Annotated in this window: 25 protein-coding genes; 6 read left to right on the forward strand and 19 right to left on the reverse strand. The window is 72.4% G+C overall.

Annotation, left to right across the window (positions count from 1 at the left end; all coding sequences use genetic code 11):
- Positions 1-18: 18 nt before the first annotated feature.
- From TPA0908_RS29725 to paaA, 16 genes are all read right to left on the reverse strand, one after another.
- A complete protein-coding gene (locus TPA0908_RS29725) occupies positions 19-1,344 on the reverse strand; it encodes an NADH-quinone oxidoreductase subunit D (RefSeq protein WP_281943608.1) in 1,326 nt (441 codons plus the stop codon).
- Entirely contained in the window at positions 1,341-2,078 is a 738-nt protein-coding gene (locus TPA0908_RS29730; protein ID WP_281943609.1) for an NADH-quinone oxidoreductase subunit C, read from the reverse strand. The genes TPA0908_RS29725 and TPA0908_RS29730 overlap by 4 nt, the downstream gene beginning before the upstream one ends.
- Positions 2,075-2,752 (reverse strand): NuoB/complex I 20 kDa subunit family protein, encoded by a 678-nt coding sequence (locus TPA0908_RS29735; protein WP_091062855.1) that lies wholly within the window; start codon positions 2,750-2,752, stop codon positions 2,075-2,077. The genes TPA0908_RS29730 and TPA0908_RS29735 overlap by 4 nt, the downstream gene beginning before the upstream one ends.
- An 11-nt stretch (positions 2,753-2,763) precedes the next feature.
- On the reverse strand, positions 2,764-3,129 hold the full coding sequence (locus TPA0908_RS29740) for an NADH-quinone oxidoreductase subunit A (RefSeq protein WP_089154551.1): 366 nt from the start codon (positions 3,127-3,129) through the stop codon (positions 2,764-2,766).
- A gap of 133 nt (positions 3,130-3,262) precedes the next feature.
- Positions 3,263-4,537, reverse strand: a complete 1,275-nt coding sequence (locus TPA0908_RS29745) for a geranylgeranyl reductase family protein (protein ID WP_281943611.1) — start codon at positions 4,535-4,537, stop codon at positions 3,263-3,265.
- A gap of 134 nt (positions 4,538-4,671) precedes the next feature.
- Complete coding sequence (locus TPA0908_RS29750) at positions 4,672-4,893, reverse strand: hypothetical protein (RefSeq protein ID WP_281943613.1); 222 nt, start codon at positions 4,891-4,893, stop codon at positions 4,672-4,674.
- 72 nt (positions 4,894-4,965) lie between these two features.
- Entirely contained in the window at positions 4,966-5,676 is a 711-nt protein-coding gene (locus TPA0908_RS29755; RefSeq protein ID WP_281943615.1) for a demethylmenaquinone methyltransferase, read from the reverse strand.
- Positions 5,677-5,766: 90 nt separating this feature from the next.
- Complete coding sequence (locus tag TPA0908_RS29760; protein WP_281943616.1) at positions 5,767-7,020, reverse strand: cell wall anchor protein; 1,254 nt, start codon at positions 7,018-7,020, stop codon at positions 5,767-5,769.
- 422 nt (positions 7,021-7,442) lie between these two features.
- Complete coding sequence (gene mqnC, locus TPA0908_RS29765; RefSeq protein WP_281943618.1) at positions 7,443-8,633, reverse strand: cyclic dehypoxanthinyl futalosine synthase; 1,191 nt, start codon at positions 8,631-8,633, stop codon at positions 7,443-7,445.
- 76 nt (positions 8,634-8,709) lie between these two features.
- Positions 8,710-9,120 (reverse strand): PIN domain-containing protein, encoded by a 411-nt coding sequence (locus TPA0908_RS29770; RefSeq protein WP_281943620.1) that lies wholly within the window; start codon positions 9,118-9,120, stop codon positions 8,710-8,712.
- Positions 9,117-9,395, reverse strand: a complete 279-nt coding sequence (locus TPA0908_RS29775) for a type II toxin-antitoxin system Phd/YefM family antitoxin (protein WP_281943622.1) — start codon at positions 9,393-9,395, stop codon at positions 9,117-9,119. The genes TPA0908_RS29770 and TPA0908_RS29775 overlap by 4 nt, the downstream gene beginning before the upstream one ends.
- 83 nt (positions 9,396-9,478) lie before the next feature.
- Complete coding sequence (gene paaE, locus TPA0908_RS29780) at positions 9,479-10,600, reverse strand: 1,2-phenylacetyl-CoA epoxidase subunit PaaE (RefSeq protein ID WP_281943624.1); 1,122 nt, start codon at positions 10,598-10,600, stop codon at positions 9,479-9,481.
- Positions 10,597-11,073, reverse strand: a complete 477-nt coding sequence (paaD, locus tag TPA0908_RS29785) for a 1,2-phenylacetyl-CoA epoxidase subunit PaaD (protein ID WP_281943626.1) — start codon at positions 11,071-11,073, stop codon at positions 10,597-10,599. The genes paaE and paaD overlap by 4 nt, the downstream gene beginning before the upstream one ends.
- Positions 11,074-11,128: 55 nt before the next feature.
- On the reverse strand, positions 11,129-11,890 hold the full coding sequence (gene paaC, locus TPA0908_RS29790) for a 1,2-phenylacetyl-CoA epoxidase subunit PaaC (RefSeq protein ID WP_281943821.1): 762 nt from the start codon (positions 11,888-11,890) through the stop codon (positions 11,129-11,131).
- 140 nt (positions 11,891-12,030) lie between these two features.
- A complete protein-coding gene (gene paaB / locus TPA0908_RS29795) occupies positions 12,031-12,375 on the reverse strand; it encodes a 1,2-phenylacetyl-CoA epoxidase subunit PaaB (protein WP_374709274.1) in 345 nt (114 codons plus the stop codon).
- Entirely contained in the window at positions 12,372-13,439 is a 1,068-nt protein-coding gene (gene paaA, locus TPA0908_RS29800) for a 1,2-phenylacetyl-CoA epoxidase subunit PaaA (RefSeq protein ID WP_281943628.1), read from the reverse strand. The genes paaB and paaA overlap by 4 nt, the downstream gene beginning before the upstream one ends.
- A gap of 369 nt (positions 13,440-13,808) precedes the next feature.
- Between paaA and TPA0908_RS29805 the strand changes: the two genes are divergently transcribed.
- Both TPA0908_RS29805 and TPA0908_RS29810 read left to right on the forward strand, forming a co-directional pair.
- On the forward strand, positions 13,809-14,801 hold the full coding sequence (locus tag TPA0908_RS29805; protein ID WP_281943630.1) for a hypothetical protein: 993 nt from the start codon (positions 13,809-13,811) through the stop codon (positions 14,799-14,801).
- On the forward strand, positions 14,801-15,736 hold the full coding sequence (locus TPA0908_RS29810; protein ID WP_281943632.1) for a serine hydrolase: 936 nt from the start codon (positions 14,801-14,803) through the stop codon (positions 15,734-15,736). The genes TPA0908_RS29805 and TPA0908_RS29810 overlap by 1 nt, the downstream gene beginning before the upstream one ends.
- Positions 15,737-15,769: 33 nt before the next feature.
- Here TPA0908_RS29810 and TPA0908_RS29815 read toward each other — a convergent pair whose 3' ends face one another.
- The 3 genes from TPA0908_RS29815 to TPA0908_RS29825 all read right to left on the reverse strand — a co-directional run bounded on the left by TPA0908_RS29815 (position 15,770) and on the right by TPA0908_RS29825 (position 18,616).
- On the reverse strand, positions 15,770-16,621 hold the full coding sequence (locus tag TPA0908_RS29815; RefSeq protein WP_107154657.1) for a menaquinone biosynthetic enzyme MqnA/MqnD family protein: 852 nt from the start codon (positions 16,619-16,621) through the stop codon (positions 15,770-15,772).
- A gap of 122 nt (positions 16,622-16,743) precedes the next feature.
- The gene (locus TPA0908_RS29820; RefSeq protein ID WP_281943634.1) at positions 16,744-17,991 is read right to left on the reverse strand and encodes an MFS transporter; all 1,248 of its coding nucleotides are present in this window, start codon (positions 17,989-17,991) and stop codon (positions 16,744-16,746) included.
- A gap of 43 nt (positions 17,992-18,034) precedes the next feature.
- Positions 18,035-18,616, reverse strand: coding sequence for an ArsR/SmtB family transcription factor (locus TPA0908_RS29825; RefSeq protein ID WP_281943636.1), 582 nt, complete (start codon positions 18,614-18,616; stop codon positions 18,035-18,037).
- Between the two features lie 208 nt (positions 18,617-18,824).
- On the opposite strand from TPA0908_RS29825, the gene TPA0908_RS29830 reads away from it, so the two are divergent.
- The 4 genes from TPA0908_RS29830 (at position 18,825) to TPA0908_RS29845 (ending at position 23,467) form a co-directional block, all read left to right on the forward strand.
- A complete protein-coding gene (locus TPA0908_RS29830; protein WP_281943638.1) occupies positions 18,825-20,897 on the forward strand; it encodes a HelD family protein in 2,073 nt (690 codons plus the stop codon).
- An 82-nt stretch (positions 20,898-20,979) separates the two neighbouring features.
- Complete coding sequence (locus tag TPA0908_RS29835) at positions 20,980-21,867, forward strand: ABC transporter ATP-binding protein (RefSeq protein ID WP_281943640.1); 888 nt, start codon at positions 20,980-20,982, stop codon at positions 21,865-21,867.
- 9 nt (positions 21,868-21,876) lie between these two features.
- Positions 21,877-22,614 carry an ABC transporter permease gene (locus tag TPA0908_RS29840; RefSeq protein ID WP_281943642.1) on the forward strand — a complete coding sequence of 246 codons (738 nt, stop codon included), beginning with the start codon at positions 21,877-21,879 and terminating at the stop codon, positions 22,612-22,614.
- Between the two features lie 94 nt (positions 22,615-22,708).
- On the forward strand, positions 22,709-23,467 hold the full coding sequence (locus TPA0908_RS29845; protein ID WP_281943644.1) for a VOC family protein: 759 nt from the start codon (positions 22,709-22,711) through the stop codon (positions 23,465-23,467).
- The last annotated feature ends 1 nt before the right edge of the window (position 23,468 follow it).

Below are 23,468 nucleotides of genomic sequence, written 5' to 3' on the forward strand. Positions count from 1 at the left end.
CAAGCTCACTCCTCGCGCTCACCTGTCACAACCACCCATCACGGGGTCCAGCGAGGCGCCGCCGGCGATCACGTCGGCGATCAGGCCGCCCTCGGCCATCGCCGGGAGGGCCTGGAGGTTGACGAAGCTCGGCTCCCGGTAGTGCACCCGGTAGGGCCGGGTGCCGCCGTCGGAGACCGCGTGCACGCCCAGCTCGCCGCGGGGCGACTCGATGCCGACGTAGACCTGGCCCGGCGGGACCCGGAAGCCCTCGGTGACGAGCTTGAAGTGGTGGATCAGCGACTCCATCGACTGACCCATGATCTTGGCGACGTGCTCCAGCGAGTTGCCCATGCCGTCGACGCCGATGGCGAGCTGCGCCGGCCAGGCGATCTTCTTGTCGGAGACCATCACCGGGCCCGGCTTCAACCGGTCCAGCGCCTGCTCGACCAGCTTCAGCGACTCCCGGATCTCGGCCAGCCGGACCAGGTAGCGGCCCCACACGTCGCCGTCGGTGTGGGTCGGGACGTCGAACTCGTACGTCTCGTACCCGCAGTACGGCATGGTCTTGCGCAGGTCCCAGGCGAGCCCCGCCGAGCGGAGCACCGGGCCGGTGATGCCGAGCGCCACGCAGGCCGTCACGTCGAGCACCGCGACGTTCGTGGTGCGCTCGATCCAGATCGGCTGGCCGGAGAGCAGGTTCTCGTACTCCTTGAGCTTCTTCGGCATCAACGCCAGGAAGTCGCGGATCTTGCGGATCGCGTCGTCCGGCACGTCCTGCGCCACCCCGCCCGGCCGCACGTACGCGTGGTTCATCCGCAGGCCGGTGATGGTCTCGAAGATGTCGAGGATGTACTCCCGCTCGCGGAAGCCGTACAACATCATGTTGATCGCGCCCAGCTCCATGCCGGTGGTGGCCAGCCAGACCAGGTGCGAGGAGATCCGGTTGAGCTCCATCATCAGCACCCGGATGGTGGTGGCCCGCTCGGTGACGTCGTCCGTGACGCCGAGCAGCTTCTCCACCGCGAGCGCGTACGCCGTCTCGTTGAAGATCGGCGAGAGGTAGTCCATCCGGGTCACGAACGTCGAGCCCTGGACCCAGTTGCGGTACTCCAGGTTCTTCTCGATGCCGGTGTGCAGGTAGCCGACGACGGAGCGGGCCTCGCGGACCGTCTCGCCCTCCAGCTCCAGGATCAGCCGGAGCACGCCGTGCGTGGACGGGTGCTGCGGACCCATGTTGACGACGATCCGCTCGTCGTTGATCGGGTCGGTGCCGGAGACGACCTGGTCCCAGTCCCCACCGGTGACGGTGAAGACCTTGCCCTCGGTGGTCTCGCGCTCGGTCGCGTAGTTCGACGTGGTCACTGGTAGGACCTCCTACGGTCCGGCGGGGGAATTTCCGCACCCTTGTACTCGACGGGTATGCCGCCGAGCGGGTAGTCCTTGCGCTGCGGGTGCCCCTCCCAGTCGTCCGGCATCAGGATCCGGGTCAGGTTGGGGTGGCCGTCGAAGACGATGCCGAACATGTCGTACGTCTCCCGCTCCTGCCAGTCGGCGGTCGGGTAGACGGCGGTGACGCTCGGCAGGTGCGGCTCCTCGACGGAGACCGCGGCCTCCAGCCGGACCTGCCGCCGGTAGGTCATCGAGGTGAGCTGGTAGACCACGTGCAACCGGCGCGCGTCGGCGCCAAGGTAGTCCACCCCGGACACCGAGGAGAGCAGCTCGAAGCGCAGCGACATGTCGTCGCGCATCACCTGGCAGACCTCGGCGATCCGCTCCGGGCGGACGTGCAGGGTCAGCTCGCCCCGGTCGACCACGACCTTCTCGATCGCGTCACCGAAGGCCGGGTACGCCTCCTCCAGCGCGTCCCGCACCTCGTCGAAGTAGCTCCCGTACGGCCGGGTGGCCTCCTCGATCGGCTTGCGCTGGCGGACCAGGCCGCCGTAGCCGGAGACGTCACCGGTGCCCTGGTTGCCGAACATGCCCCGCCCGGCCGGGCTGGCCGGCGGGTACTCCGCCGGCGCGGTGCTGCTGGCCCCGGCGGGAGTGGTCGGCACCGGGACCCCGCCGTCGTTGTTCCTGTCGTTCGGCGAGGTCATTTCGGGCCCCCCTGCGTCTGGAGGTGGTTCTGCGCCTTCATCCAGTTCTCGATCCGCAACTGTTCCTCGCGCCCCTCGCGGACCGCCTTCGTCCACTCGGCACGCCGGGCCTTGTCGTTGCGGTACGACGACGGCATCGAGCCGTACGGCACGACGGGCACGTCACCGCGCTCCTTGCGGGCCTCCAGCATCTTGCGGCCGTTCGGGCCCAGCGGCTCGTACATGATCTTCTCGCGCAGCTTGAGCACCGCGTCGATGAGCATCTCCGGCCGGGGCGGGCAGCCGGGAAGGTACATGTCGACCGGGACGACGTGGTCGACGCCCTGCACGATGGCGTAGTTGTTGAACATGCCGCCGCTGCTGGCGCAGACGCCCATCGAGATGACCCAGCGGGGCTCGGCCATCTGGTCGTAGATCTGCCGCAGCACCGGGGCCATCTTCTGGCTGACCCGGCCGGCCACGATCATCAGGTCCGCCTGCCGGGGCGAGGCGCGGAAGACCTCCATGCCCCACCGGCCCATGTCGTAGTGCGGGCCACCGGCGGCCATCATCTCGATGGCGCAGCAGGCCAGGCCGAAGGTGGCGCCCCAGACGGACGACTTCCGCGACCAGTTCACCAGCTTCTCGACGCTGGTGAGCAGGACGCCGGAGGGAAGCTTCTCCTCGATGCCCATCTGCTACCTCCTCAGTCCCAGTCCAGGCCGCCGCGCCGCCAGACGTAGGCGTAGGCGACGAAAACCGCGACGATGAACATGACCATCTCCACGAAGCCGAAGATCGGCAGGGCGTCGAAGGAGACCGCCCAGGGGTAGAGGAAGATGATCTCGATGTCGAAGACGATGAAGAGCATCGCCGTCAGGTAGAACTTGATCGGGAACCGGCCGCCGCCGACCGGCTGCGGGCTCGGCTCGATGCCACACTCGTACGCCTCGAGCTTGGCCTTGTTCAGACGCCGGGGGCCGGCGAATCGGGCGGCGGCCACGGAGAACAGCGCGAACCCCGCGGCGAGGGCGAACAGCCCGATGATGGGTGCATAAGGAGAGAGCGTCATCGTTGTCCCCTGCTCGTCCTTCCCTGACCTCGGTGGTTGGCCAAAATCACACTATTCACGTCCCTGACGACCTCGGTCGGCGGGGGTCGATCTCTCCGCTCCGTGGTCGGTCGACCGCGGGCCGGTGGTCTCCTCACACGGCCGGGGCCACCTTCGTCATGGCGTTGATGACCCGGTCCATCGCGTCCCCGCCGCGCGGGTCGGTCAGGTTCGCCAGCAGCTTCAGCACGAAGCGCATCAACATCGGGTGCGGCATGCCGTGCTTGGTGGCCATCCGCATCACCTCGGGCCGACCGATCAGCTTCACGAAGATCCCGCCGAGCCGGTAGTAGCCGCCGAAGCGGGCCTTCAGCTCCTGCGGGTACGCCATCAGCGCCCGTTCCCGCTCCGCGCCGGCCGGGCGGGCCAGCGCCTGCACGGCGACCTCGGCGGCCAGCTCGCCGGACTCCATCGCGTACGCGATGCCCTCGCCGTTGAACGGGTTGACCATGCCGCCGGAGTCGCCGACCAGCAGCACGCCGCGGCTGTAGTGCGGGACCCGGTTGAAGCCCATCGGCAGCGCGGCGCCGAGGATCGGCCCGTCCGCGTTGGCCTCGTCGGTCATCCCCCAGTCCTCCGGGGTGTTGGCCAACCAGTCGGTGAGCAGCCGGCGGTAGTTCGTCTTGCCGAACGCCGTGGAGGAGTTGAGCACGCCGAGGCCGACGTTCACCCGGCCGTCGCCGAGGCCGAAGATCCAGCCGTAGCCGGGCAGCAGCGCGTCATTGCCCTTGGCCCGCAGCTCCAGCCAGGACTCCAGGTAGTCGTCGTCGTGCTTGGCGGGCGAGCGGTAGTAGCGGCGGACCGCCACCCCGATCGGCCGGTCCTCCCGCTTGGCCATGCCGAGCGCGAGCGGGAACCGGCCGGAGACGCCGTCCGCGGCGACCACCAGCGGCGCGTGGAAGGTGGCCGGCTCCTTGTCGGGGCCGACCTCGGCCTGCACGCCGGTCACCCGGTCGTCGGCGTCGAGCACCGGGGCGAGGACGTTGACGCCGGTGCGCAGCTTCGCGCCGGCGGTGACGGCCCGCTGGGCGAGCAGGTCGTCGAAGTCGAGCCGGGTCCGGACCAGGCCGTAGTTGGGGAAGCTGGCCAGGTCGGGCCAGTCCAGCTCCAGGCGCACCCCACCGCCGATCACCCGCAGGCCCTTGTTGTGCAGCCAGCCTGCCTCGGGCGAGGTGTCCACACCCATCCGGACGAGCTGCCGCACGGCGCGGGGCGTGAGCCCGTCGCCGCAGACCTTCTCCCGGGGGAACTCCGTCTTCTCCAGCAGCAGCACGCGTACGCCGTGCCGCGCCAGGTGGTATGCCGTGGCCGATCCTCCGGGACCGGCGCCCACGACGATGACGTCGGCGTCGTTCTCCACCGCGGTCATCCGCGCCTCCTCCCGCATGCTCGTGAAATGCTTCACAAGCCGATCGGGTTGGAGTCTATGACCGGCGTTACACCTGTATGCGCTGAGGGGGTCCTAACTTCCCGGAAACCGGCTGGTAAGGGAGCGGAGATCGGTCACGGGCGGGCCGGTGCGGCCGGTCCCAGCCCGGCGTCGAGCCGGATGGTCTCGGGCAGATGGTCACGCAACGCGCCTCCGGCCGCCCGGTCCAGTGCCGCCAGCACCTCGGCGACCACCTGGCGGACCTCGGTGGGATCCGCGCCGGCCAGCTCCTTGAGCTGCGCGATCAGCTCCGCGGCGTCGTCGTCGTTGGCGGCGGCGTGGTCGGGTCCCGTCATGGGCGCGAGCCTACGGCGCGAATCATCCTCAAGCCGGACATTCACGAAATGCCCGGCCGCGAGCCGGACCGATCAGTTCCGGACGGCCCGGTGCAGCGCGACGACGCCGCCGGTCAGGTTCCGCCACGCCACCCGACCCCAGCCGGCCACGCCGACGCGCGCCGCCAGCGCCGCCTGGTCCGGCCAGGCCCGGATCGACTCGGCGAGATAGACGTAGGCGTCAGGGTTGCTGGAGACCGCGCGCGCCACCGTCGGCAACGACCGCATCAGGTACGACAGGTAGACCGTGCGGAACGCCGGGTTGACCGGGGTGGAGAACTCACAGACCACCAGCCGCCCGCCCGGCCGGGTGACCCGGGCCAGTTCACGCAGGGCGGCGTCGGTGTCGTTCACGTTGCGCAACGCGAAGGAGATGGTCACCGCGTCGAAGCTGGCGTCCGCGAACGGCAGCCGCAGCGCGTCGCCGGCCAGCAACGGCACCGCCGGCCGGGTGCGCTTGCCGGCGTGCAGCATGCCCAGCGACAGGTCCGCGCCGACCGCGTACGCCCCGGAGTGGGCCAGCTCCTCGGTCGAGACGCCGGTGCCGGCGCCCACGTCCAGCACCCGCTCGCCGGGGCGCAGCCCGAGTGCCGCCCGGGTGGATCGCCGCCAGGACCGGTCCTGCCCGAAGGAGAGCACGGTGTTGGTCAGGTCGTAGCGGGCCGCCACGCCGTCGAACATGGCGGCGACCTCGTGCGGCTGCTTCTCCAGGCTGGCGCGTCGGCCCTGCGGGGTACGGCTCACCCCTCCACTCTGCCAGCCGCATCGACCCGGGTACGGCGCGGGGGCGAGGTGGTCGCCCACCCCGCCCCCGCCGTGTCCGGAGCGTCCGGCTCAGTCCCCGGTGCGCTCGTCGGTCGGGGCGACCAGAACCACCCTGCGGCGGCGGGACAGCACCACCAGCGCCGCGCCGGCGGCGAGCACCAGCGCGCCGATGCCGCCGATCAGGCCGACCTGCATACCGGTCACCGGCAGGCCGCCGTCACCGGAGCCACCGCCGCTGCCGCCACCCGTGGTCGGGGTCGGGACCGCGGTCGCGCCGCCGCTCGGGGTCGGCTCGGCGGTCGGGGTGCCGGTCGGCGTCGGCGTCGGGGTCGGCTGCCCGTTCGGGTCCACGAAGACGTCGAACTGGGCGGTGTTGTCGACGTCGTCGACCTCGGAGAAGGCGCGGCGCTGCGCCGAGCTGGCGACGCGCGGCTCCTCCTCGGGCTCGCCGGATGCGGAGTCCAGGCCGGCGGCGAAGACGAAGCCGGGCCGGAGCAGCTTCTCGGTCACGTCCGCGCCGACCTTCACCCGCACGCCGGCGGTGTAGAACTGGCCCGGCTTCAGCACCGCGCCCCGGTCCTCGCAGTACGCCTGCGCGAAGCCGCCCAGGTCCTGCTCGACGCAGCCCTCGGGCAGCTCGGCGAAGGTGACGCCGGCCGGCAGCGTGATGCCGTACGCGACGCCGGTGGCCTTCCGGCTGCCGTCGTTGAAGACGGCCCAGTCCAGCGGCGCGGTCTCGCCCGGCCGGACCGGACGCAGGTTCGCCTCGCCGGCATCGTCGCCGTCGACCTGCACGTCGGCGTACACGTCCTGCACCCAGGTGGTGAGGTCGTAGCCGGGGGCGGTCACGGTGATGTCGTGCTCGACCGAGTTGTTCTCCAGGTCGGGGTCGGCGGTGGCCGCGCTGATGGAGACCTTCAGCGTGCCGGCCGCGCCCTTGCCGCCGGTGGAGAAGAGCGGGATGCCGAAGTCCTCGGTGGTGCCCGCGGCGAGGTCGCCGAGCAGGCAGGTGAAGGAGGTGCCGGTCACCTCGCAGCCCTCCGGGACCAGCACGCCGACCTTGCGGTCCTTCAGGCCCTTCGTCTCCACCGTGACCCGGACGCCCTTCGCGTCGACGGTGCCGGTGGTGTTGTCCACCTGGAACTTGAACGGCTTGGCCCGGGCCTCGTCGACGCCCTTGGCGAGCTGGTAGCTGAGCGGGACGAGCTGAAGGTCGGCCTCGTCGGCGGCGTGCGCCGGGCCGGCGACGGCGGCGAGGCCGGCGGTGGAGAACAGGGCCACCACACCGGCACGCGCCAGTGTGGATCGGTATCGGAAAGTCATGGTTCCCCCGGGGGTAGGGACGCGCCGATCAGGCACGGAACGAACGGACGGTACCGGAGCGACGCGGCGCGGCGCCAGCGTCCCACGGGTGGGAATTCCCACCGGCCCCGACCGACAGCAGGGGCGGGATGGTCACCCATCCCGCCCCTGCCGCGGTGCGTTATGTGAACGGCCCTCATGGGCCGATGGAGGACGACGGTCCGCCGAACGCCGCCAGCGTAGCCGCGACGGCGACCGGCGTGGCCACGCTCGCCCGGGTCGCCGCCGACCTGTTACCTGGCAGCTCGCGGCCCGGATGGGCGGTGTCGAGCGGGGACGTTAGCGGCTCCCGATCAGGCCCGTCGAGGGCCACGCCGAAGCTCCACCGGAAACGGGACGACACCCGGCCGCACGACGCTCCCGACCGACCGAACGGTGGACCGTCAGCTCGCCTCCACCAGCGGCAACGACTTCCCGACGCCGCCGCCCGGCAGCGCGATCGAGGAGAAGTGCGAGACCACGCGGTCGTCACTCGGGTCGTCGGCGGGCGTGCGGTGCACCGCGAGCCGGCGGTAGAGCGTGTCCCGCTGGGCCGGGATCCGGTCCGCCGACCGGATCATGCCGATCAGCTCGTGCAGGTTGGACCGGTGCCGGGCGCCGGCCGAGGAGATGACGTTCTCCTCCAGCATGATCGAGCCCAGATCGTCCACGCCCATGTGCAGCGCGAGCTGCCCGACGTCCTTGCCCGTGGTCAGCCAGGAGGCCTGGAGGTGCGGCACCGTCTCGAAGAAGAGCCGGGCCACCGCAACCAAGCGCAGGTATTCCAGCGCGGTGGCCTGGGTGCGGCCCTTCAGGTGGTTGTTCTCCGGCTGGTACGTCCACGGGATGAAGGCCCGGAAGCCGCCGGTGCGGTCCTGCACGTCCCGGATCATCCGCAGGTGCTCGATGCGCTCCGCGTTGGTCTCGCCGGTGCCCATCATCATCGTCGCGGTCGACTCCAGGCCCTGCCGGTGCGCCAGCTCCATCACCTCGAGCCACCGGGCGCCCGACTCCTTCAGCGGCGCGATCGCCTTACGCGGCCGGTCCGGCAGCATCTCGGCGCCGGCGCCGGCGATCGAGTCCAGGCCGGCCGCCTTGATCCGGGCGATGGCCTCGTCCAGGCTCACGCCGGAGACCTTCGCCATGTGCAGGATCTCGCTCGGGCCGATCGAGTGGATGGCGAGCTGCGGGTAGGCCCGCTTGACCGAGGAGAACAGCTCCTCGTAGTAGTCCACGCCGTAGTCCGGGTGGTGGCCGCCCTGGAGCATGACCTGGGTGGCGCCCAGCTCGACCGCCTCGCCGCAGCGGCGCAGGATCTCCTCGGTCGGGTGGGTCCAGCCCTCGGCGTGCTTGGGGGCCCGGTAGAACGCGCAGAACTTGCACGCCGTCACGCAGACGTTCGTGTAGTTGATGTTGCGGTCGATCAGGTACGTGACGATGTTGTCCGGGTACCGGCGCCGCCGTACCGCGTCGGCCGCCTCGCCCAGCGCGTGGAAGGGCGCCTCGGTGTAGAGCAGCAGCGCCTCCTCGGGCGTGATCCGCCCGCCGTCCGCGCCGCGCTGCAGGATGTCGTCGATCTCCCGGTTCGCCGTCACGCCACCGAGCCTACGTCGCGGCCCCGACGGCGGACACGCCCACCTCGGCCGGGTGACGAGGGCCGCAGTCGCCGAATCAGGCGAGTCCCGGGCTCGCCACCGGCAGTCCCACAGCCTTGGCCGCCTGCAACAGACGCCGGTCGTACGTCACGAAGGCCTCGAACTCCGTGACCGCCTGGCGGGCCAGAATCTCCGCGGTGGCCAGGTGGATCGCGTCCAGGCTGCGCAGCGTCGGTTCGGCGTACGCGCCGGCGGTCGCCCGCACCGCCGCGTCGATCTCGACCCGGTAGAGCCGGCCCAGCACCGACGGGACACCCACCAGCGCCTGCGGAGCGGCCCGACGCAGCGCCCTTGGCACCTCGACCTCGACCAGCACCGACGAGACCAGGGCAGTCCCGGAACGGTCGTTCAACCAGCCGATCAGATCCGGCGTCTCCTCCTCGCGTCGGAGCATCTTGATGACCGCCGCGGAGTCGAGGTAGATCACCAGCGCTCCTCATCGCGCGCCTCGACCAGGGCCGCCGCAACGTCCACCGACGCATCACCGAGAACCGGAGGCATGGGCACCGGGCCGACCGCCGTCGGTGCCGAGGCGCGCCCTTCGGCGACGAGTCGACCCAGGAGGGCATCGCCGGCCAGCACCGGGACGAGACGGGCGATGGGCTCCCCGCGGTCGGTCACCTCGACCGTCTCACCCGCGCGTACCCGCGCCAACACCCGGCTGGTGTGCTGGTTCAGCTCTCGTATCGCGATCTGCTCCATCAGCCAAGTGTAGAACGAATCGTTCTACCCGGCGTCGTCCCTCGGCCGCGGCGTGACCCGCACCGGCGCACACGTTCGTGGCGTCACGCGTCGTAGTCGACCGTCAGATGCTCGGTCACCGGGCTGGACTGGCAGGTCAGGACGTAACCGGCGGCCACCTCGTCCGGCTCCAGCGCATAGTTGCGGGCCATCGTCACCTCACCGGAGGTGACCCGGGCCCGGCAGGTCGAGCAGACCCCGCCCTTGCACGCGTACGGCAGCTCGCCCCGCACCCGGAGCGCGGCGTCCAGCACCCGCTCGTCCCGGCGCATGGTGAAACTCGACGAGCGCCCGTCCAGCACGATCGTCACCTCGGCGCCCGCGCCCGGCTGCTCGACCGGGCGGCGCACCGGCTCCGGCGGGGCGTCCACGTGGAACAGCTCGGTGTGCACCGCCGCGTCGGGCACGCCGCGCCCGGCCAGCACCGCCCTGGCGTCCACCACCATGCCGTACGGGCCGCAGAGGAACCACTCCTCGATCTGGTCGCCCGGCACCACGGTGTCCAGCAGCCGGGTCAACCGGTCCGCGTCGATCCGCCCGGACAGCAGCGCCGACTCGCCCATCTCGCGGCTCAGCACGTGCACCAGGTGCAGCCGGGTCGGGTAGCGGTCCTTCAGGTCGGCCAACTCCTCGGCGAACATCACCGTGTTCGCCGTGCGGTTGCCGTACACCAGGGTGAAGGTGCTCTGCGGCTCGACGGCCAGCGCGGTCGCGACCAGGCCGAGCACCGGCGTGATGCCGGAACCGGCGACCACCGCGCCGTACCGGCGGACCCGGTCCGGCGTGAACGCGGAGGTGAAGTGCCCGAGCGGCGGCAGCACCTCGACGGTGTCCCCGTCGCGCAGCGCGCCGCAGGCATATCCGGAGAACGCCCCGCCCGGGACCTCGCGCACCCCGATCCGCAACCGGCCGTGCCGGGCCAGCTCGTCCGGGGTGGAACAGATCGAGTACGACCGTCGCGCCTCCGCGGACTCCGGGTCGTCGGCGACGGCCGGACGGCGGACCGTGAGGTGCTGCCCGGCGGAGAACGCGAACGTCTCCCGCAGCTCCTCCGGCACCGCGAAGGTGATCGACACGGAGTCGTCGGTGAGCCGGTCGACAGCGGCGACCGGCAGCGGGTGGAAGACCGGCCGGCGGCGGACCGGCCGGGTGATGGTGACAGTCACAGCGCCTTCAGGTGGTCGAAGGGTTCGGCACAGGAGCGGCAGCGCCACAGCGCCTTGCAGGCGGTGGAGCCGAACCGGCTGACCTGCGTGGTCTCCGGTGATCCGCAGCGCGGGCAGCGGACCGCCAGGGTCAGCGGCACCACCGTCTCGTCGCCGCGCGGGGCGGGCGGGGCGATGCCGGCGGCGGCCAGTTTGGCCCGGCCGGCGTCGGAGATCCAGTCGGTGGACCAGGCCGGTGCGTAGACGGTGCGAACCTCGGCGTCCGGATGCCCGGCGGCGGCGAGCGCCCGGCGGATGTCCGCGCGGATCACGTCCATGGCCGGGCAGCCGGTGTAGGTGGGGGTGATGGTGACGACGACCTGGCCGGTGGCCGGCTCCTCCTCGACCGCGCGCAGGATGCCCAGCTCATCGATGGTGATGACCCGGATCTCCGGATCCACCACCGCCGCCACGGCCGCCCTGGGGTCGGTCACCAGTGCCACCCTCTGTTCGCGACTGCGGGGCTCCGCCGCGCTGCACTCCTCGCGCTCACCAGTGCGCTCCGGGGTGGGCTCGGTGCAGCACCTGCATCTCGGCCAGCAGGTAGGAGAGGTGCTCGGTGTGCACGCCGTCCCGTCCCCCGCCGGGCGTCCAGCGAGTCTCCGGCCGGGTCAGCGTGGCCTCGTCCAGCACCGCGGCCACGGTGGCGTCGAAGTCGGCCCGCAGCGTGGCCGGGTCGACCGGCGCCGCCGGGTCGCTGGTGAACAGCTCGTGGACGTACGGCCAGACCTGGTCGACCGCGTCCTGCATGCGACGGTGCGACTCGTCGGTGCCGTCGCCGAGCCGCTTCACCCAGAGCGAGGCGTGGTCCAGGTGGTACGCCGACTCCTTACGCGCCTTCGCGCCGACCGCGGCCAGCCGGTCGTCCCCGCAGCCGGCGAGCGCGGTGTAAAGCGGAAGCTGCCAGGCGGCCAGGAAGAAAAGCTTCGCCACGGTCACGCCGAAGTCGCCGTTGGGCAGCTCGACCAGCAGACAGTTGCGGAACTCCCGGTCGTCGCGCAGGTAGGCCAGGTCGTCCTCGTCCCGGCCGGCGCCCTCCAGCTCGCCCGCGTACGTGAGCAGCAGCCGGGCCGCGCCCAACTGGTCGAGGGCGATGTTGGCCAGCGCGATGTCCTCTTCCATCTCCGGCGCGCGGGTGGTCCACTCGCCGAGCCGCTGCGCCGCGATCAGCGCGTCGTCGCCGAGGGCGAGCGTGAAGTCGAAGAGGCCGCTCACAGGGCCGCCTTCCGTTCGCGACTGCGGGGCTCGCAAAACCGGCTCACTCCTCGCGCTCACAGGGCCGCCTTCCGTTCGCGACTGCGGGGCTCGCAAAACCGGCTCACTCCTCGCGCTCACAGGGCCGCCTTCCGTTCGCGACTGCGGGGCTCGCAAAACCGGCTCACTCCTCGCGCTCACAGGTGCGACACCCCGTCCGGTACCTCGTAGAACGTGGGGTGGCGGTAGACCTTGTCGGCCGCCGGGTCGAAGAACGCGTCCTTCTCGTCCGGGCTGGACGCGGTGATCGCGCCCGCCGGCACCACCCAGATGGAGACGCCCTCCTGCCGGCGGGTGTAGAGGTCGCGGGCGTTGCGCAGCGCCAACTCGGCGTCGGGGGCGTGCAGGCTGCCGACGTGGGTGTGCGACAGGCCGCGCCGGGCCCGCACGAACACCTCCCACAGGGGCGAGGACTGACCACTCATGCCGTGCTGACCGGGCATGCCCTCACGGCCCTCGCTTCGCTCGGTGCGTTCGCTCATGCCGCCACCGGTTCCTTCCGCTCCACCCGCTTCGCGGCGTACGCCGCGGCGGCCTCCCGCACCCACGCGCCGTCGGCGTGGGCCCGCTGCCGGTGCGCCATCCGCTCCCGGTTGCACGGCCCGTCACCCTTGATCACCCGCATCAGCTCGGCGTAGTCGGGCTGGGTGTAGTCGTACGCCTGCCGCTCGTCGTTCCAGCGCAGGCCCGGGTCGGGGATGGTCAGGCCGAGCACCTCCGCCTGGCCGACGCACATGTCGACGAAGCGCTGGCGCAGCTCGTCGTTGGAGAAGCGCTTGATCTTCCAGGCCATGGACTGCGCGCTGTGCGTGGAGTCGCCGTCCGGCGGGCCGAACATCGCCAGTGACGGGTACCACCAGCGGTCCAGCGCGTCCTGGGCCATCGCCTTCTGGGCTCCGGTGCCGTGTGCCAGCGTGTGCAGGATCTCGTAGCCCTGACGCTGGTGGAACGACTCCTCCTTGCAGACCCGGATCATGGCGCGGGCGTACGGGCCGTAGGAGCAGCGGCACAGCGGCACCTGGTTGACGATCGCGGCGCCGTCCACCAGCCAGCCGATGGCGCCCACGTCGGCCCAGGTCAGCGTGGGGTAGTTGAAGATCGAGCTGTACTTCTGCCGGCCGTCGAGCAGCAGCTCCACCAGCTCGTCGCGGCTGATGCCGAGCGTCTCGGCCGCCGCGTACAGGTAGAGCCCGTGGCCGGCCTCGTCCTGCACCTTGGCCAGCAGGATGGCCTTGCGCTTGAGCGAGGGGGCCCGGCTGATCCAGTTCCCCTCCGGCTGCATGCCGATGATCTCGGAGTGGGCGTGCTGGGCGATCTGCCGGATCAGCGTCTTCCGGTACGCCTCGGGCATCCAGTCCCGGGGTTCGATCTTCTGGTCGGCGTCGATCACGTCGGCGAAGTACGCCTCGAAGTCCTCGTCCGGCCCGGGGCCGCCCCGGCGGGCCCGCGCTGCGGCCTCGCGCAGCGCCGCCTCCGCGGCTTCCACCTCGCCGAGCAGGCCGCCGCCCGGAGCGTCCTCGGGCGGGGCGAAGTCGTTGCCATACATGAGGCCAGTGTTACAGCTCGCGACGCATGACACCAGAGGGTGTAACAGGATTCCGCAATCACCTCCGGTGGCCACGCGGAAGCCGAGGGTGGTCGCCCCTGAGCTGGGGAAACGTTTGTGACGTCGACCACTCGCCGGAAATGAAACCCCCCACGAGCCGCATATCTGCTCAATATCCCGCCCACCCGGCGAGTCGCCGGGTGTCGGGATCTGGCGGAATGCCAGTCCGGAAGTAGACTTCCCCCGGCACACCGATCGGCTGCCGTTGATCGCCACCTTTCAGGCCACCGTCCCCCGGCCTTGTGGTGATCGGGCCGAACACATGCGGAAGCCGGTCCCCCCGGCCATACATCTGGAGTTCACCCACTCATGCGACCTCGCGTGACCATGGTGCTCGCCGTCGTGGCAGTGCTCGTCGGCGGCGGCATGCTGGTGCCCGCCGCGTACGCCCAGCTCTCCGGCGGAGACGGCCCGAGCAGCCTCGGCGGCTTCGGCGGCGGCACCGAGCAGGTGCCGGCGCCCGCCCCGAGCGCGCCCCCGTCCCCGACGCTCGCCGACGCCCCGGTCTCGGTGGACTTCCGGGGCGACTTCTTCTCCTGGGCGCTGATGGACCGCACGACCGGCACCGTCACCGGCGCGAAGAACATGAACCGGACCAGCTCCACCGAGTCGATGCTCAAGACCTGGATCGTCTCCGACTACCTGCGCCAACTCGGCGACAAGGAGCCCACCGCCGAGCTGAAGAAGGCGGCGAGCGTGGCCATCCGGGACAGCAACGACGACGGCGCGAACCGGGTCTACCGGGCGGCCGGCGGCTCCTACCAGAAGCAGCCGGGCAACAAGCTGAACCCGGTGCTCCAGCGCGCCGTCAAGATCTGCGGCCTGACCGACACCAGGGCCGGCACCGTGCCCGCGTACCTGGGTTGGTGGAGCTTCACCGAGATGTCCCCCCGGGACGCGGTCCGGCTCGGCGACTGCATCGCCGACGGCAAGGCCGCCGGGCCGAAGTGGACGAAGTGGGTCATGAACGAGATGGCCAACGTCCGGGGCAGCATCAAGAGCCAGCAGGAGAAGTCCGGCGGCGGCAAGTGGGGCATCATCGACGGCCTGCCCGCCTCGATCAAGGCCCAGGGCCCGGTGAGCATCAAGAACGGCTGGACCCGGCTCGCCTACGACGGCAACTGGCACGTCAACTGCCTGGCGGTCACCGACAAGTGGAGCCTCGCGGTGATGATGCGCTATCCGGGCGCCGTCGGCCTGTGGTACGGGTCGAAGCTCTGCGCGAGCGTCGCCACGCAGCTCGTCACCCCGCAGCCCGGCGCGGCGCTCAAGGTGCCGCAGCAGCCGATCGGGAAGCTCTGATGGCCGGCGCCCGGCGACGGCCCGGCAGTCACCGCCGCCCGCTGGCGTTCAGCGCGGTGGCGGTGGCCCTGGTCGGCCTGCTGGTCCTCTCGCTCCGACTGGTCCCCGGTTCGCCGCTGCGGCCGACCGCCGCCTCGCATCCCGACGTGGCGGGTGACCGGTCCACCACGCAGCCCACCGACCGTAGCGACCGGCCGGCACCGGCCCCGTCGCCGTCGCTGGAGCCGCTGCCGTTCCAGGCCAGGAACCTCGACGACCTCGACCTCAAGGGCTGGTACGCCTGGTCCGTGCTGGACAAGCGGACCGGGCAGATCATCGGCTCGAAGAACATGGGCGAGACCAGCACCACCGCGTCCCTGATCAAGTCCTGGGTGGTCGCCGACTACCTGCGCCGCAGCGCCGAGGCGGGAAAGACCCCGAGCGACGCCAAGCTCGACGACGCCACGCGGATCATCCGCGACAGCGACAACACCCGCGCCCAGCAGTTCTACGAGAGCGTGGGCAGCGCCGCCTCGATCAGGCGGCTGATCTCGATCTGCAAGCTGACCGACAGCAAGGTCGCCGCCGACGGCGGCTGGAGCCGTACGCTGCTGTCCCCGCGGGACACCGCCCGGCTCGGCCTCTGTATCGACGACGGCCGGGCGGCCGGGCCGAAGTGGACCAAGTGGCTGCTCAACGAGATGCGCCTGGTGCGCGGCTCCGGCGACTTCGGCATCCGCAAGGCGTTCCCGACCGCCGAGCAGAAGAAGATCGCCATCAAGAACGGCTGGATCGACCGGGAGAAGGAACAGGAGTACCACGTCAACTGCCTGGCGATCGGCGACACCTGGACGATGGGCGTGATGGTCAAGAGCCCGTTCAGCGTCGGCGGGTGGGACTACGGCATGAAGGCGTGCGAGCAGATCACCGAGGCGCTGCTGCGCGAGCCGACCTGATCCCGGCGCGGCGGCGCTGACCGCCGCACCCGGTCAGCGGTGGAAGAACTCCGGGCCGCCCGGCGGCAGCGCCGGCACCTCCCCGTACGCGGCGGCGCGGCGGGCGAACTCGCGCAGCCCGGCCACCTGCCGCTCGCCCAGCGAGAAGTCGAGCGTGCGGAAGTAGGTCGCCAGCGTCGCCGCGTCGAACGGCTCCCAGCGGGCCGCCGCCTCGGCCACCTGGTCCAGCTCGGCCAGGCAGAGGTCACGCGAGCGCAGGAACGCCTCGTGCACCTCCTTGACCAGCCCCGGGTGGGCGGCGGCGAAGTCGCGGCGGACCGCCCAGACGGCGAACACCATCGGCATTCCGGTCCACTCGTGCCACGCCTGCCCGAGGTCGGTCACCGCGAGGCCCTTGCCGGGCGCCTCGTAGAGCGCACGCAGCGCCACGTCGCCGATCAGCACGCCGGCGTCGGCCTCCAGCAGCATCTGGGTCAGGTCGGGCGGGCAGCGGAAGTACTCCGGACGCACCCCGTACCGCTCGGCGAGCAGCACCTGGGCCAGCAGCACCCCGGTACGCGAGGTGGAGCCCAGCGCCACCTTGCCGCCGTCCAGCTCGGTCAGCGGCCGGGTGGAGACCATGTTGACCGAGAGCACCGGGCCGTCGCTGCCGACCGCCAGGTCGGGCAGGAGCAGCAGCTCGTCGGCGTGCTTCAGGAACTCCACGAGCGTGATCGGGCCGATGTCGAGGTCGCCCCGGACCAGGTCGGCGCTCAGCCGGTCCGGTGAGTCCTTGTGCAGGTCGACGTCGAGCAGCGCGCCGGACCGCATCAGCCCCCAGTAGATCGGGAGGCAGTTGAGGAACTGGATGTGCCCCACCCGGGGGCGGGCGATGCGGTCGGCCATGACCCGACCGTATCCCCGCCCAGGACTCCCCGCCCCGCAGGGAGCCGCGGGAGTGGCCCATCCCGCACCGGATGGAAGGAGGGGCCCCTTGTTAACGCGTCCGGTAGAGAAGGGGCCCCTCCTCACCGCCCCATCCCGACGGCGGGCTGCGGCGCGGGAACGACCGCGGCGCGCTCGGCGCGTACCGCGCGGCGGACCGGCCCGGCCAGCGCCGCCACGACCAGCAGGCCGACCACCCCGCAGCCGACGACCAGCGGTCGGGGGTCGGCCACCGCCAGCAGCAGGCCGCCGACCAGGTAGCCGCCCATTGCGGCGCCCTGCACCGCCGCCCCGAAGACCGCGAACGCGCGCCCCCGGGCCGCCTCCGGCACCCGGCGGGCCAGCAGCAGGTTGTTGAAGACGTTGTCGCCGCCGTTGGCGGTGCCCCCCACCAGCCAGATCGGCACGAGCAGCCACGCCGACGGCACCGCCGCCGAGACGAGCACCGCCAGGCAGCAGCCGCCGAGCAGCACCAGCCCGGCCCCGAGCAGCGCACCGTCGTCCGCGAGCCGGCGGGCGAACCGGGCGAACAGCCAGGCGCCGAGCACGATGCCGGCCGTCCAGGCGCCGGTGACCAGGCCGTACACGGTGGTGGAGCTGTTCAGTGTCTCGCGGATGAAGAAGACCTCGATCACGTTGATCGCCCCCACCGCGCCGACCACCGCGGCCACGCTGCCGACCATGACCAGCAGCATCGGGTCGCGACGCAGCCGCCAGGCGGGCGTGGCCACGGCGACGCCGGCCGCCGCCGTGGCCCGGCCACCCCGTCGGGTACGGATGAGCAGCGCGGCCACCACCAGCGCGAGGTAGCTGACCGCGTCGACGAGCAGCGGCACCCGGGTGCCGAACTGCCCGACGAGCAGCCCGGCCAGAGCGGGCCCGGCGAGCGCGCCCAGCGTGCCGGCGGTCTGGTTGAGCGCGCCGGCCCGGGGCAGGTCCTCGGCCCGGACCATGACCGGCACCAGCGCGGCGAGCACCGGCTGGGTGACCGCGAGCCCGGTCGCCAGCAGCGCCACCAGCGCGAGGACCAGGGCCGGCGTCGTCGCGTACGCCAGCGCCGCGCAGATCGCGGACTGCACCAGGCCGGCGACGATCAGCAGGGTCCGGCTGTCCACCCGGTCGGCGAGGCGGCCGGTCAGCGGGGCGAGCGCGACGAGCGGCAGCGTCGCGGCGAGCATCAGCCCGGAGACGGCGAGGCCGCCCGCGCCGGCGGACTGGAGCGCGAGCGTCAGCGCGGTGGCCGCGAGGAAGTCCCCGCAGCTCGAGACGCCTCGGGCGGTGGCGGCGAGCCAGACGTCCGGCCAGCGCGACGCACCAGTTGTGAAGGACATACTTCGAAAATAATCCTTCACAACTGGTGCGCGCAACCCCGGATCAGTCGATCGGCATCGCCCGGTACTGCACCGCCACCTTGCGCGCCCCCACCGGCGGGTCGGTCCGGTTCCGTTGCCGGTACCGAGACGTGAGTGCCCGGACCGCCTCGTTCAGCTCGACCAACTCCTCCGCGGTCAGCAGCAGCACGCTGTCGCTGAGCCAGGTCGCCTCGTACCACTCGCGCGGCTCGTCCGGTGCACGGCGCATCCAGTCCCGGACCCGCTGGGCGTCCCGGACCAGGTGCGCCTCGACCAGCGCGGCCTCGGCGGCACGCGTGTCCGGGTCGGCGTCCGGCGCCGCCTCGACGGAGTACGACGGGTTCACCGCCTGCCACACCCGCTCCCGCGCGTCACCGCGGCCCGGCGCCTGTTGAACCAGGCCGAACTTCGCCAGCTCGCGCAGGTGGTAGCTGGTCGCGCTCGGCGACAACCCGGCGATCTCGGCGCACTCGGTTGCGGTCGCACCACCCTCCCCCGCGCTGAGATGCTCCATGATCGCCATGCGGGCCGGATGGGCGAGCGCCCGCATCACCTGCGGGTCGCTGATCGTCACCCGGTGCTGTTCGGGACGCGCCTCGGTCATGCCCCCATGATCCCGCGCCGGCCGGCGACCGGCGCACGAGGCAGCGCCGGCCGGAATCCGGTGGCGTCGCCGATCGGGGCCTCCGTATAGTGGATGACCGCCCGACGGCCGCGGTGAGCATGCACCGCAGCGGACGTCCCCGCGCCGGGAGCAGGCCAACCGCCCCGGACACGCGAGCGAGCATCATGTTGAGCCCTGGGAGTTCACAGTGCCCGCACCGGAACTGACCGCCACCACCCCGCTCGACGACGAACTCGTCGCCGAACGGGCCCATCTGGACACCTCCCGCGCCGCGCTGCGCCGGATGCGGGAGCGCGCCGAGTCACTGTTCGCCACCGGCGACAAGGTGGCCGGCGACGCGTACACCGCCGAGCAGCTCGGCCGGCACATGGCCCGGCGGGTCAAGGAGCTGGCCGACGATCCGACCACCCCGCTCTTCTTCGGCCGGCTGGACTTCGGCGGGGACGCCGACAGCCCGCCCAGCGGGGAGACGGACCCGGACCACGCCGGGCGGAACTACCACGTCGGGCGGCGCCACGTCACCGACGACCTGGGTGAACCGCTGGTGCTGGACTGGCGGGCCCCGGTGTCCCGATCGTTCTACCGGGCCAGCGCCCGCGATCCGCAGGGCGTCGCGGTGCGCCGCCGGTTCGGCTTCAGCGCCGGCACCTTGACCAGCTTCGAGGACGAACACCTCGACCGGGGCGAGGAACTCGGCACGGCCAGCCGCATCCTCACCGCCGAGATCGAACGCCCCCGCGTCGGCCCGATGCGGGACATCGTCGCCACCATCCAGCCCGAGCAGGACGAGCTGGTCCGGGCCGACCTGGCCGACTCGATCTGCGTGCAGGGCGCGCCGGGCACCGGGAAGACCGCGGTCGGGCTGCACCGCGCCGCGTACCTGCTCTATCTGCACCGGGAACGGCTGCGCCGCTCGGGTGTGCTGATCGTCGGGCCGAACCGGGCGTTCCTGTCGTACATCGCGGCGGTGCTGCCGGCGCTCGGGGAGGTCGAGGTCGAGCAGGCCACCGTCGAGGACCTGGTCGCCCGCGTGCCGGTCCGCGCGGTCGACGAACCGGCCGCCGCCGCGCTCAAGCACGACATCCGGATGGCCGAGGTGCTGCGTCGCGCCGTCGAGGCCCACATCGGTACGCCCACCGAGCCGATCATGGTCTCGGACGGCTCGTACCGCTGGCGGATCGGGCTCGACCCGCTGCACCGCCTGGTCACCGAGACGCGGCAGGAGGGGCTGCCCTACGCCACCGGGCGGGAACGGGTCCGGGCCCGGGTGGTGGGGCTGCTGCAACGCCAGGCCGAGGCCCGCCGCGCCGAGTCGCCGTCGGACGCCTGGCTGCGCCGGATGAGCCGGATCAAGCCGGTCACCGACCTGCTCGACGCGGTCTGGCCGGCGCTCACCCCGGACGGGCTGCTGCACCGGCTGCGGACCGACGCCGAAGCGCTCGCGGCCGCCGCCGACGGGCTGCTCAGCGCCGACGAGCAGGAGCTGTTCCGCGCCGGCAAGGTCGGGCGAACCGCGAAGGCGACCCGGTGGACCGCCGCCGACGCGGTCCTCCTCGACGAGGTCGCCGGGCTGCTGGAGCGACCCGCCGGATTCGGTCACGTGGTGGTCGACGAGGCGCAGGACCTCTCGCCGATGCAGTGCCGGGCCATCGCCCGCCGCAGCGAACACGGCTCGATCACGCTCCTCGGCGACCTGGCCCAGGGCACCGCGCCCTGGGCCGCGACCGACTGGCGGGAGTCCCTGGCCCACCTGGGCAAGCCGGACGCCGCGGTGGTGCCGCTGAGCGTCGGCTTCCGGGTGCCGGCCGCCGTGGTCGCGTTCGCGAACCGGCTGCTGCCCGCGCTCGCCGTCGACGTACCCCCGGCCCGGTCGCTGCGCCACGACGGGGCGCTCGATGTGCGTACCGTCGAGGACCTGACGGCCGCGACGGTGGCCGAGGTGCGGGCGGCGCTGGCACACGACGGCTCGGTCGGCGTGATCGCCGCCGACGACACGGTGGACCGGCTCCGCGCGGCGCTCGACGCCGCCGGCGTCGAGACCGCGACCGCCGACGACGTCGAGGCCGCGGCGCGCGTCACCGTCGTCCCGGCGACGCTGGTCAAGGGGCTGGAGTACGACCACGTGGTGGTCGTCGAACCGGCCGCGATCGTGGCCGCCGAGCCGCGCGGCCTGCACCGCCTCTACGTGGTGCTGACCCGGGCGGTCTCCGGGCTGGCGGTGCTGCACCGCGCCCCGCTGCCCGCCCCGCTGGTCGGCTGACGGAACCGGTGGCCCCCGGGCGGGGCGACTGGCGGGCACCCGGTACACAGGGGAGGACCGTCCCCCGCCCGAGGAGCCCGCGATGATCCTGGCCCGCGCCGAACAGGTCAGCCGCCGCTACGGCGAGGTGCTGGCGCTGGACCGGGTCGACCTGACCGTCCGGGCCGGGGAGTTGGTCGGCCTGCTCGGCCCGAACGGCGCCGGCAAGAGCACCCTGATCAACCTGCTGGTGGGGCTGCGCCGCCCGACCACCGGCCGGGTCGAGCTGCTCGGCGGTGACCCGCGCGACCCGGCGAGCCGGCGACAGCTCGGGGTGACCCCGCAGGAGACCGGCCTACCCGGCACGCTGCGGGTCGGCGAGGTGGTCGATTTCGTCTCCGCGCACTTCCCCGACCCGGTGCCCCGGGGCGAGCTGCTCGACCGGTTCGGCCTCACCGACCAGGTGCGGCGGCAGACCGGCGGCCTCTCCGGCGGGCAACGACGGCGGCTGGCCGTGGCGCTGGCGTTCGTCGGCCGGCCCCGGCTGGTGGTGCTGGACGAGCCCACCACCGGGCTCGACGTGGAAGCGCGGCACGCGCTCTGGGACGCGATCCGCGGCTTCCACGCCGACGGCGGCACGGTGCTGCTGAGCAGCCACTACCTGGAGGAGGTGGAGGCGCTCGCCCAGCGGGTGGTGGTGATCGGCAACGGTCGGGTGCTCGCCGACGACTCGGTGGCGGCGATCCGGGGCATCGTCGGCGTACGCCGGGTCAGCCTGGTCGCCGACGACCTGCCGGCGCTGCCCGGGGTGGTCGCCACCGAACGCGTCGACGGGCGGGTCCACCTGCTCACCACCGACGCCGACCAGCTCGTCCGCGACCTGGTCACCGCCGGCGTGGCGTTCCGCGACCTGGAGGTTCGCCCCACCTCGCTGGAGGAGGCGTTCCTCGCCATCACGGCCGACGCCCGGCCCGCGCCCACCCCCGCCTAGGAGACCGCCGTGCCGCTCGCCCTGGTCCACGCCCGCTACCAGCTCCTGGAGATCATCCGGATCCCGGTGGCGGTGGTGGGCAGCGCGTTCTTCCCCGCCGCCGCGATGCTCTTCTTCGTGGTGCCGTTCGCCGGCGACGACCCCACCGGCGCCACCTACGCCACCGCCGCCATGGTCACCTTCGCGACCATGAGCGCCAACATCTTCCAGTACGGCGTGGGCGTCGCCGAGGACCGCGACCAGCCCTGGAACCCGTACACCCGGACCCTGCCGGCCGGGCCGGCGCCGCGCCTGGCCGGGCGGATCCTGGCCGGCCTGGTGCTGACCTACCTGTCGATGGTGCCGGTGGTGGTGATCGCGGCGGTGGCCACCGCGGCCCGGGTCACCGTGGCGCAGTTCCTGATCGGGCTCGCCGCGGTCGCCGTGATCTCGGTGCCGTTCACGCTGCTCGGCCTCGCGATCGGCTACTCGTTGCCGAGCAAGGCGGCGATCGTGGTGGCGCAGGTGCTCTTCTTCCCGCTGGCGTTCGGCGGGGGCCTGCTCTCCGCACCGGACCAGGCCCCCGGTTTCGTCCAGGCGGTCGCCCCCTACCTGCCGACCCGGGGCGCGGTGGAGTTGATGTGGGCGGCGGTCACCGACTGGCGACCCGATCCCCGGGCGCTGGTGATGCTGGTGGTCTGGGTGGTGGCGCTCGCCGCGGTCGCCGGCTGGGCGTACCGGCGGGACGAGGGACGCCGCTTCCGCTGACGTTTTGTCCGGTTCCGGCCCGGCGGCCGGCCCGGTGGTGCCACGATGCCGGCAGGGCGGGCCAGCGGGACCGCCCCCGGCGGAAGGGGTCACCGTGAACGGCGTCGAGCCCGGCACACCCTGCTGGACCGACCTGGCCACCCCCGGACTGGACGACGCGAGACGGTTCTACCCGCAACTGTTCGGCTGGACCGGGCGGATCTCCACCGTGCCGGACGCCGGCGGCTACACCGTCTTCCTCAAGGACGGCAAGGCGGTCGCCGGGGTCGGCCCGCCGGCCACCCCGGACCAGGTGCCGGTCTGGTCGACGTACGTGGCCACGGACGATGCCGACCTGGTCGCCACCCGGGTCGCGGCGGCCGGCGGGCAGGTGGTCGTCGCCCCGTTCGACGTCGCCGCGCAGGGTCGGATGGCGGTGCTCGCCGACCCGGCCGGCGCGGCGTTCAGCGTCTGGCAGCCGATGGCGATGCGCGGCGCGGAGTTGTTCAACGCGCCCGGCGCAATGTGCTGGAACGAGCTGGTCACCCCCGATCCGGAGGGAGCCCGGGAGTTCTACGCGCTGGTCTTCGGCTGGCATCCCGAGGAACGGTCGACCGGGCCGGCCCCCTACATCGGATGGCGCTGCGGCGCCCGCATCGTCGCCGGGATGCTGACGCCGGCCGAGCCGCTCCCCGCCGACCTGCCGGCGTACTGGACGGTCTACTTCGGGGTGGAGGACACCGACGCCACCGCGGCCCGCGCCGCCGAACTGGGCGGCACCATCCTCGTCCCGCCGCGGGACAACCCGGCCGGTCGCTCCGCCGCCCTCCGCGACCCCCACGGCGCGCTCTTCTCCATCTCCACCCTCCGCTGAC

Source organism: Micromonospora sp. AKA38, from assembly GCF_027925725.1.
GTDB lineage: Bacteria > Actinomycetota > Actinomycetes > Mycobacteriales > Micromonosporaceae > Micromonospora.

Excerpts from the sequence above, each read along its gene's own strand:
- TPA0908_RS29730 (WP_281943609.1), bottom strand. The coding sequence starts at position 2,078 with ATGACCTCGCCGAACGACAGGAACAACGACGGCGGGGTCCCGGTGCCG.
- TPA0908_RS29735 (WP_091062855.1), bottom strand. The coding sequence starts at position 2,752 with ATGGGCATCGAGGAGAAGCTTCCCTCCGGCGTCCTGCTCACCAGCGTC.
- TPA0908_RS29740 (WP_089154551.1), bottom strand. The coding sequence starts at position 3,129 with ATGACGCTCTCTCCTTATGCACCCATCATCGGGCTGTTCGCCCTCGCC.
- TPA0908_RS29745 (WP_281943611.1), bottom strand. The coding sequence starts at position 4,537 with ATGACCGCGGTGGAGAACGACGCCGACGTCATCGTCGTGGGCGCCGGT.
- TPA0908_RS29750 (WP_281943613.1), bottom strand. The coding sequence starts at position 4,893 with ATGACGGGACCCGACCACGCCGCCGCCAACGACGACGACGCCGCGGAG.
- TPA0908_RS29760 (WP_281943616.1), bottom strand. The coding sequence starts at position 7,020 with ATGACTTTCCGATACCGATCCACACTGGCGCGTGCCGGTGTGGTGGCC.
- TPA0908_RS29775 (WP_281943622.1), bottom strand. The coding sequence starts at position 9,395 with ATGGAGCAGATCGCGATACGAGAGCTGAACCAGCACACCAGCCGGGTG.
- paaB (WP_374709274.1), bottom strand. The coding sequence starts at position 12,375 with ATGAGCGAACGCACCGAGCGAAGCGAGGGCCGTGAGGGCATGCCCGGT.
- paaA (WP_281943628.1), bottom strand. The coding sequence starts at position 13,439 with ATGTATGGCAACGACTTCGCCCCGCCCGAGGACGCTCCGGGCGGCGGC.
- TPA0908_RS29805 (WP_281943630.1), top strand. The coding sequence starts at position 13,809 with ATGCGACCTCGCGTGACCATGGTGCTCGCCGTCGTGGCAGTGCTCGTC.
- TPA0908_RS29810 (WP_281943632.1), top strand. The coding sequence starts at position 14,801 with ATGGCCGGCGCCCGGCGACGGCCCGGCAGTCACCGCCGCCCGCTGGCG.
- TPA0908_RS29815 (WP_107154657.1), bottom strand. The coding sequence starts at position 16,621 with ATGGCCGACCGCATCGCCCGCCCCCGGGTGGGGCACATCCAGTTCCTC.
- TPA0908_RS29820 (WP_281943634.1), bottom strand. The coding sequence starts at position 17,991 with ATGTCCTTCACAACTGGTGCGTCGCGCTGGCCGGACGTCTGGCTCGCC.
- TPA0908_RS29825 (WP_281943636.1), bottom strand. The coding sequence starts at position 18,616 with ATGACCGAGGCGCGTCCCGAACAGCACCGGGTGACGATCAGCGACCCG.
- TPA0908_RS29835 (WP_281943640.1), top strand. The coding sequence starts at position 20,980 with ATGATCCTGGCCCGCGCCGAACAGGTCAGCCGCCGCTACGGCGAGGTG.